Here is an 8391-nt window from a genome sequence, read left to right on the forward strand (position 1 = left end):
GACATCGTGCTGCCTGCGACGACCCAGGTGGAACAGGCGGACCTGATGTTCTCCTGGGGTCATCTTTATCTGACCCTGAACCGGCAGGCGATCGCGCCGTTGGGAGAATCGGTGGCCAATGCGGAGCTGTTTCGCCGGCTTGCCACGACGATGGCTTTCGACGATCCGTTCTTCGATCGCAGCGATGAACAGATCATGCGCGACTCCATGGATTGGGACAGCCCGGCGATGCAGGGCATCAGCATGGAGTCTCTACAGGAACAGGGCTGGGCTCGCCTGAATCTTCCTACTGCAGACGTGTTCGCGCCGCATGCCCGGGGTGGCTTTCCGACGCCGTCCGGCAAGGTGGAGCTGAAAGCATCGATGGCGGCCGGTGGCAACTTCGTGCTGCCGACCTTTCGGCAGGGCTCGAACGACCACCAGGATGGCTCGCCGGTGCCAGCGCTACCGACCTATCGGCCGCCGAATGAATCTGGCGGCGAACAGCAACGCCCTGCCCGCTATCCGCTGGCGATGATGTCGCCGAAGAGCCATTCCTTCCTCAACTCGACCTACGGCAATCTTCGCCGGCAGGCTTCGCGCGAAGGCGAGCAGAAGCTGTTCCTGCACCCTTCGGATGCCAGCGCACGCGGCATTCGCAGTGATGACGTGGTTCGCGTCCACAACGATCGCGGTTCGTTCGTGGCAGTTGCCAAGGTCGGCGACGAAGCGATGCCTGGCGTGGTCATCGCGCCGATGGGCCACTGGATCGCCAGCTCGCGCGCGCAGGCCACACCCGCTGCGCTCAATCCCACTGCCCTCGCCGACTTGGGTGGCGCGCCGACGTTCTCGGATAACCGGGTTGAAGTGAGGCTGGCCTAATGCCACACGTGGTCACCGACAACTGCGAAGCCTGCCGCTACACCGAATGCGTCACCATCTGCCCGGTCGATTGCTTCCACGGTTCCGGAGAGCGGCTATACATCGATCCCGATGTCTGCATCGATTGCGCCGCCTGTGTGCCGGTATGCCCGGTCAAGGCGATCTTCGACAGCTTCGATGTCGAGACCGACGCGGAAGCGCTGGTCGAACTCAATCGCCGCTGGTCGCGCGAGCTTCCGGTGATCGACGAGAAAGTCCCGCCGCTGCCGACGGCCGAAGACCGGCGGCGGGCATTGGGCTACTGAGCTTTATCGCGCCTGCCGCGCGTTATGCAGTTCGATGACCACGTTGCCGCCGCGGATGCGGCGCGCTTCCTTCGCTGAATCCGAACGGAACAGCTCGAGCTGGTTCAGATAGTTGTCGTCGATGTCCTGCGTCACGTATTGGCCGGTGAACACCGAACAATCGAAGTTGACGATCTTCGAATGCTTGTGGCGCACGGCTTCGATCAGGTCTTCGAGATCTTGGTAGATCAAGCGGTCGGCGCCGAGCAGGGTTTCCAGTTCGCCATGAGTGCGGCCATGGGCGACCAGTTCGGTGACCGATGGCATGTCGATGCCATAGACGTTCGGATAGCGCACCGGCGGCGCGGCAGACGCGAAATAGACCTTGCGGGCGCCCGCGTCGCGGGCCATCTGGATGATTTCCTGGCTGGTGGTGCCGCGCACGATCGAGTCGTCGACCAGCAGCACGTTCTTGCCGCGAAATTCGACCGGGATCGGATTCAGCTTCTGCCGTACGCTTTTCTTGCGCTGGGCCTGGCCCGGCATGATGAAGGTGCGGCCGATGTAGCGGTTCTTGATGAAGCCTTCGCGGTAGTTGACGTTCAGGCGTGCGGCCAGCTCGGCACCAGCGACTCGCGAGGTGTCCGGGATCGGAATCACCACGTCGATATCGTGGTCCGGCCACTCGCGGAGGATTTTTTCGGCGAGCTTGATGCCCATCCGCAGCCGCGCCTTGTAGACGTAGATCTTGTCCATCACCGAATCCGGGCGGGCCAGATAGACGTGTTCGAAGATGCACGGCGAATAGCTCGGATTGATGGCGCACTGGCGAACATGAATCTCGCCGTCGAGCGTGATCCACACCGCTTCGCCCGGTGCGATGTCGGCAATCAGTTCGAAGCCGGCGGCATCGAGCGCGACCGACTCCGAGGCGATCATGTAGTCCATGCCCTGCGGACCTTCACGACGGCCGTAAACCACCGGACGAATGCCGTTCGGATCGCGGAAGCCGACCACGCCGTAACCACTGATCATCGCCACGACGGCGTAGGCACCGCGAGCGCGGATGTGGACGCGGGACACGGCCTCGAACACGTCTTCAGGCGACACCCGTGGCGAGCCCATCATCATCAGCTCGTGGGCGAAGACGTTGAGCAGCACTTCGGAATCGGAATCGGTGTTCAGATGCCGGCGATCTTCGGCGAACAGTTCCTGCTTCAGCTGCTCGGCGTTGGTCAGATTGCCGTTGTGGGCCAGCGACACACCGAACGGGGTGTTGGTATAGAACGGCTGCGCTTCGGCCGAAGTCGAGGTGCCGGCGGTCGGGTAGCGAACATGGCCGATGCCCATGTTGCCGCGCAGGCGGACCATGTATTCGTCCTTGTGGAAAACGTCACGAACCAGCCCGTTCTCCTTGTGCAGATACAGGCGATCACCTTCGCTGGTGATGATGCCGGCGGCATCCTGGCCGCGATGCTGGAGCATCGTCAGGCCATCGTAGATTTCCTGGTTGACCTGACTTTTCGCAACGATTCCGACAATCCCGCACATGTCTGTTACTCCGAATCCGTGTTACGCAGCGGGTTGGCCGGCTTGAGCCAGTTCAGCCATTCAGCTGGCGCAATGCGCGCCAGATCCTCGGCCAGCGGCTGAAGCGCTGGCAGCAGTTTCGATTGCTGAATGACCGGCTCGCGATGCAGCGAGGTGAGCTGTACGACCAGGGCCAGCACCGCCAGCACCAACACGCCGCGAGCGATGCCGAAAGCGCCGCCGAGCATGCGATCGAAACTGCCGAGCCCGGCGCCTTTGATGATGCGCGACGCCAACCACGCGACGAGCGCGCCAACCAGCATCACCGACAGGAAAACCAGAACGTTGGCAAACAGGAGGCGGCCGAGCGGCGATTCGATGTGCGGCTCCAGCCAATGAGCGAGATCGGGCGCGTACAGCGCCGTCAGGACAAAGGCTGCAATCAGGGCAGCAAGACTGATGGCCTCGCGGACAAGGCCGCGCCAGATGCCCAGCAATAGCGAGAAAGCAAGGATGGCAATGAAGACGTAATCGACCCAGATCATGCCGCGTGGACGTCCCCCCGAAAAATCGGGCGAAGTCTACCATCGCCATGAGGCATGGAGGCGTCCGTTTTTTGCGTTGCGAGCACCTGCCCGCGTTGAAACTTAAGTAAGCCGCAGGTCTCTAAGCGTAAACTCGACGTAACCCCGGGCTTAACTCCTACATGCGCAAAACCTTCCTTTCGCTGGCCATCGCCGCGCTGGCGTTCGTCAGTGCCGTCAGCAACGCCGAGCAGCCGATCATCGATCTGCCCGAGATTGGCAATCCCGCTGATCTGGCCTTGTCGCCCGCGGAAGAAAACGAGATCGGCCAGCAGGTTGCCGCCGAGCTCTACTACTACAACTATGTGCTCGAAGACATCGAGATCGGCGAGTACCTGACCGCACTCGGCTGGCGTCTGGCCGCCTTCGGTACCGAGAAGCCGCCGGCCTTCAATTTCTTCCTGATCGCCGATCCTCGCATCAACGCGTTCGCACTGCCTGGCGCCTACATCGGCGTCAACGCCGGTTTGCTGCTGGCCGCGAACAGCGAGAGCGAAGTGGCGGGCGTCATGGCGCACGAAGAAGCGCACGTCACCCAGCGCCATGCCGCACGCGGCCAGAACGACGATCAGGTGGCCACCATCGCCACCTGGGCGGCGGTGATCGCCGCGATCATCGCCGGCTCGGCGAACCCGAACATCGTCATCGGCGCGCTGTCGCTGGGCCAGGGCATCAACTACAACCGTCAGGTCAGCTATACGCGTTCGAACGAGTTCGAGGCGGATCGCATCGGTATCCGCACCCTCGCCGCTGCCGGCTTCGACCCGAACGGCATGGCCAGCTTCTTCGCCAAGCTCGAACAGCAGACGCGGCTGTACGGCAACCGCCTGCCGGAAATCCTGCTGACCCATCCGGTCAACTCGACGCGTATCGCCGAAGCCTCGGCCCGTGCGGCGGGCTACCAGAAGCGCGACGTCAAGAACTCGGCGGATTTCGAGATCATGCGGGCGCGAATTCGCGTGCTGATGGCCGATTCGGCAAGCGAGATCGCGGCCTTCTTCGAAGGTGAACTGAACGCTGGCAAGCTGACGCCTGAAAACCAGTACGGCCTGGCCATGGCGCAGCAGGTACAAGGCCATTACGACGAAGCGCAGGCCGCACTCGAGCCCTTGCTGAAAGCCGGATCGAAAGCCGTCAGCGTGCCGATACTCGAAGCCCGCATCCTGATCGGCCAGGGCAAGACCGATGAAGGCCTGGCCTTGCTGGAGAAGACGCTGAATGGCGTGCCGCGCCATCCGCCGGCGATCCTGGCCTATGCCGATGCACTGATTACTGCGAACCGTCCCGATGAAGCTCGGCGCGTGCTGCTGTCGCATGAGCAGGCGCTCGGTACCCACATCGACACCTATCGTCTGCTGGCCGCCGCTGCCCGCGCATCCGGCAACGTGGCCGAAGCGCAGTACCAGCAGTGCCTGTACTACTTCCGCCGCGGCGATGTTCGCGGTGCCTTGCAGCAGCTGAATGCGGGCTTGCGGGTCGCCAGCATCACCACCCAGGATCGTTCGCGCCTCAGCGCCAAGCGTCAGGAAATTCTCGAGACGATTCCGAAGGATCAGCTGCGCCGGCTGCAGCGCGAGTAAGGCGCGCCTCAGGTTTCAGTCGCACCCGACTTGAGGCGGCCGCTGGCGATCATCCAGCGATGGCAGTCCTCCAGCAGCGTCGCCAGCGGTAGCGGTTCATAGCCGAGCTCGGCCACCGCCTTGCCATTGCGGCAGTAGAGCGTGGTCGACAACAGTTCGATCGCGTCCACTGTCAGCTCCGGCTCACGCCGCAGCAGCGGCGACATCAGTTCGTCCAGCCTTGCCAGCACACGCAGCGCCGGCAACGGCAGGGAACGCGGCCTGACCGGCACCTTCATCAGCTTGGCAATCGCCCGCGCCAGCCCGATGTAACTCGAGTCGGCACCGCCGAGCAGATAGTTCGCCCCTGCCCGCCCCCGATCGACCGCGGCAACATGCGCGCGAACCACCGAGCGCACATGGCAGAAGCTACCGCCGCCGCCGGGCATGGCCGGCAGGCGTCCGCGCTCGACCATCCGGAACACCCGCGACCAATTGTGCTCGTCATGCGGGCCGATGACATGGGCCGGATTGATGATCACCGCGTTCAGACCGCGACTGATGCCTTGCCGGATCTCGCGCTCGGCAAGTGCCTTGCTGCGCACGTAGTTGATCGTCGAACCGAGGCCGCGAGATGGCGTGTCTTCGGAGACCGTGCCGCCATGCAGACCGTAGGCGACCAGGCTCGAGGTATGGATGAAACGCCCTGCCCTGGTTTCCAGCGCCACGCGCACCGCATTGCGGGTGCCCTTGACGTTGACCTTGAGCTGCTCGATGCGCTGACGCGACCACAGCGAGGTATTGGTCGCCGCGTGGAACACGACATCGACCTGCGCCGGCATCGCCGCACGCAGACTGCGATGATCGGTGACATCGCCGATGACTCTCTGCGCTGCCAGTTGTTCGAGTCGCTGCAGCTTGGCATCAGCCCGGTGCATGGCCGTCACTTCCCAGCCTTGGGCCAGCAATTCTTCGACCAGATTGACGCCGATGAAGCCATCGGCACCGGTCACGAATGCCGTGCGGCTCATGGCTACGCCGCGACCTTAAACTGCCGATGCTGAAGGTGATTCAAAGGTCTTCCTTCGCGGGCGCGATCGTCGCCCATTGCTTGCAGCTCGGGCACTGCCAGAACAGCACGCCGGGCTTCAGGCCGCAGTTGCTGCAGGCATAGCGCGGTTGCCCTTGCAGACGCTTGCGGTACGCGGCGGTCAGGCTCGCCGCGGTATCGAAACCGGGCATCGAGGCATCGATCCAGACCAGCAGACCCCGCCAGTTCGGCGTTTTCATCAGCCGGGTCGCCAGATAGGCCTGCGCGTTGTCGCCCTGCTCGGCCAGGATGTCGGCCTTGGCTAGTGCTACAGCCAGCGAATCCGGATGATCAGCTTCGGCATCGTCGAGAAACTGCACATAGGCGTCGGCATTGTCGCTTTCTAGATAGCAGCGCTGCATCGGCGCCAGCACCTCCGGCAGATAGCGGACATCCTGCTCGATCGCCCGGGTGTACGCCTTGATCGCAGCCTCCCAGTCCTTGGCCGCTTCTGCGAGGCTGGCCAGCAACAGGCTGGCGCGCGCGCAGCCGTGGTCGGAATCGAGAGCCTTCTCGGCTCGCTGACGCGCGGTCGCGAGATCGCCGTCATGACGGGCGTTCTCGGCCAGCTCGCAGTGATGATGGGCGATGCGCCGCGCCTGGGATTTGCCCTGAACGCCCTGCAACTGGGCCGCCGTGCGCATCGCCTGTTGCCAGTCGCGACCCTGCTCATGCAGATCAAGCAGCAGTTCCAGCGCTTCGCCGAGATGCTCGCCGGCGACGACCAGGTCCAGCAGCAGCTGTTCGGCTCGGTCCATCACGCCGCCGCGCAGGAAATCCTGCGCCAGTTCCAGCCGTGCACGAGCCGCTTCGTCGGCGGTCAGCTCAGGCCTTGCCAGCACCGCTTCATGCAGCTGGATGGCGCGATCGAAATCGCCCCGCTTGCGAAACAGGCTGCCGAGTGTCATCTGCAATTCGACGGGATCGGTATCGGTCCGCGGCGGCAGGTTCATGTCCAGCCGAGGCTCGCCGGGTGTCGACGGTTCAGGGCGATCCAGCGTCTTGCGCTTGGCCATCGCCAAGCCGAGCACCACGCCTAGCGGCAGGAAAGCCCAGGAGAACAGCGTTTCGAACATCGCCGGCCGGTGCTCAGCGGCTGCCGAGCAGCGGCAGATTACGCAGGTTCTTGAGCTCGGTTTCGCTGTCGCGCAGCGCCTTGCGCAGACGACGGATTTCGCGATGCAGACGCAGCATCCGCAAGCCACACAAGGCCAGAGTCAGCACCGCTGCGATGACGAAGCTGAAGGCCACAAGCACGGCGACCCGAATCTCGGCCTGCCCGAACAGATAATGGAAGGTAACTCTCTCGGCATTGAAATAGCCGAGGCTGGCGCCGGTCAGAAACACCAGAGCCAGCAGGATCACGGTCAGCACTCGAAGCATGGGGAAATCGATCCGCGATGGAGTGAAGAAAACGGTGGCTGACCAGCGGTCAGAGGTTCTTCAGCGGGGTCGTCTCGATGCTGGCATTGACCCTCTCCCGCATCTCCTTGCCGGGCTTGAAATGCGGCACATGCTTGGCCGGAATCTGCACCGCTTCGCCGGTCTTCGGATTGCGGCCGACGCGCGACGGACGGCTGTGGAGCGCAAAGCTGCCGAAGCCGCGGATCTCCACCCGCTCCTCATGAGCAAGTGCATCACTGATCTGGTCGAGCACCAGCTTCACGGCCAGTTCGACATCTTTCTGCATCAGATGGGTCTGCTTCAGCGCAAGCGCTTCGATCAATTCGGATTTGGTCATAAATGCTTGCGCGATCAAACCTTTGGGACGGTCGACGATAGTGAAAAATAGCTGAGTGCGCAACCGTTGTCGCGCAAATTTATCAAACGCGAGGCACAAAAAAGGGCCGGTGTCAAGCCCTTCGTGCAAATCACGCGAGGCTTGAAACCATATACGGGGCAATAGGTTAGCTCTGTTTCGTGCCGCTTGCAGGGGATGCGGCGTTGTGGGCTGGGAGCCACATGAGAGCCCTGGGAAAGCAAGCCGGGTCGCGCTGTAGCGGTGACGATTGCCAAGGGACGGTGGGCTTATTCGGTCATCATAGCCCAATGGTTGGCTGCGCTCCAGAACTAAGAACGTGCAGCGTTGGCGGAACCTTCAAAGGATGGCGGTAGCCCCGAACCCTAATCAACAGCTTGACCTGAGCCGGCGAGATCGGCTTTGACTTCTGCTCCAATGCATAAAAAGTGTCCGCAACACCGTTTGAGGGACATGCAACAAGGTGTATAGTCAAGAGCAGCAAAAGTTCACTGTATCTTTCCGGTCACCATAGGGGGAAAAATGGCTGATAAAAAAGTAGTTTTCATTGCATTCGCTATCGAGGACGAGAGGCAGAGGGATTTCCTTAAAGGACAATCGTTGAGTCCACGAGCTCCTTACGAATTTGTAGATATGTCGGTTAAAGAACCGTATGACAAGGATTGGAAAGATCGCGTCCGCACTCGCATCAGACGGTCTCACGGTGTAATAGTGCTGGTGAGCA

General features: G+C 62.2%; 9 protein-coding genes and 1 pseudogene. 4 read left to right on the top strand and 6 right to left on the bottom strand.

The window, feature by feature from the left end; genetic code table 11:
- Positions 1-861: molybdopterin dinucleotide binding domain-containing protein (locus QZY06_RS11230; protein WP_295684203.1), on the top strand; the 861-nt coding region annotated here is incomplete at its 5' end.
- Positions 861-1166, top strand: coding sequence for a ferredoxin family protein (locus tag QZY06_RS11235; RefSeq protein ID WP_295684206.1), 306 nt, complete (start codon positions 861-863; stop codon positions 1164-1166). The genes QZY06_RS11230 and QZY06_RS11235, both read left to right, overlap by 1 nt.
- Before the next feature lie 3 nt (positions 1167-1169).
- Here the strand turns inward: QZY06_RS11235 and purF are convergent, their stop codons facing one another.
- Both purF and QZY06_RS11245 read right to left on the bottom strand, forming a co-directional pair.
- A complete protein-coding gene (gene purF / locus QZY06_RS11240) occupies positions 1170-2696 on the bottom strand; it encodes an amidophosphoribosyltransferase (RefSeq protein WP_295684208.1) in 1527 nt (508 codons plus the stop codon).
- Positions 2697-2701: 5 nt separating this feature from the next.
- Positions 2702-3220: a CvpA family protein gene (locus QZY06_RS11245; protein WP_295684210.1), complete on the bottom strand. Its 519-nt coding sequence runs from the start codon at positions 3218-3220 to the stop codon at positions 2702-2704.
- A gap of 161 nt (positions 3221-3381) precedes the next feature.
- Between QZY06_RS11245 and QZY06_RS11250 the strand changes: the two genes are divergently transcribed.
- A complete protein-coding gene (locus tag QZY06_RS11250; protein WP_295684212.1) occupies positions 3382-4839 on the top strand; it encodes a M48 family metalloprotease in 1458 nt (485 codons plus the stop codon).
- A gap of 8 nt (positions 4840-4847) precedes the next feature.
- On the opposite strand, the gene QZY06_RS11255 is transcribed toward QZY06_RS11250, so the two are convergent.
- The 4 genes from QZY06_RS11255 to QZY06_RS11270 are packed head-to-tail and all read right to left on the bottom strand — an operon-like array spanning position 4848 to position 7649.
- A complete protein-coding gene (locus tag QZY06_RS11255; protein WP_295684215.1) occupies positions 4848-5849 on the bottom strand; it encodes an SDR family NAD(P)-dependent oxidoreductase in 1002 nt (333 codons plus the stop codon).
- A gap of 40 nt (positions 5850-5889) precedes the next feature.
- Positions 5890-6984 (bottom strand): tetratricopeptide repeat protein, encoded by a 1095-nt coding sequence (locus QZY06_RS11260; protein WP_295684218.1) that lies wholly within the window; start codon positions 6982-6984, stop codon positions 5890-5892.
- 13 nt (positions 6985-6997) lie between these two features.
- A complete protein-coding gene (locus QZY06_RS11265) occupies positions 6998-7291 on the bottom strand; it encodes a lipopolysaccharide assembly LapA domain-containing protein (protein WP_293397176.1) in 294 nt (97 codons plus the stop codon).
- Between the two features lie 49 nt (positions 7292-7340).
- Complete coding sequence (locus tag QZY06_RS11270; protein ID WP_295684221.1) at positions 7341-7649, bottom strand: integration host factor subunit beta; 309 nt, start codon at positions 7647-7649, stop codon at positions 7341-7343.
- Between the two features lie 540 nt (positions 7650-8189).
- Here QZY06_RS11270 and QZY06_RS11275 point away from each other — a divergent pair.
- Positions 8190-8391 (top strand): annotated as a pseudogene (locus tag QZY06_RS11275) (hypothetical protein); the annotation flags it as partial.

Origin of the sequence: uncultured Nevskia sp., assembly GCF_903885465.1 — a bacterium.
GTDB lineage: Bacteria > Pseudomonadota > Gammaproteobacteria > Nevskiales > Nevskiaceae > Nevskia.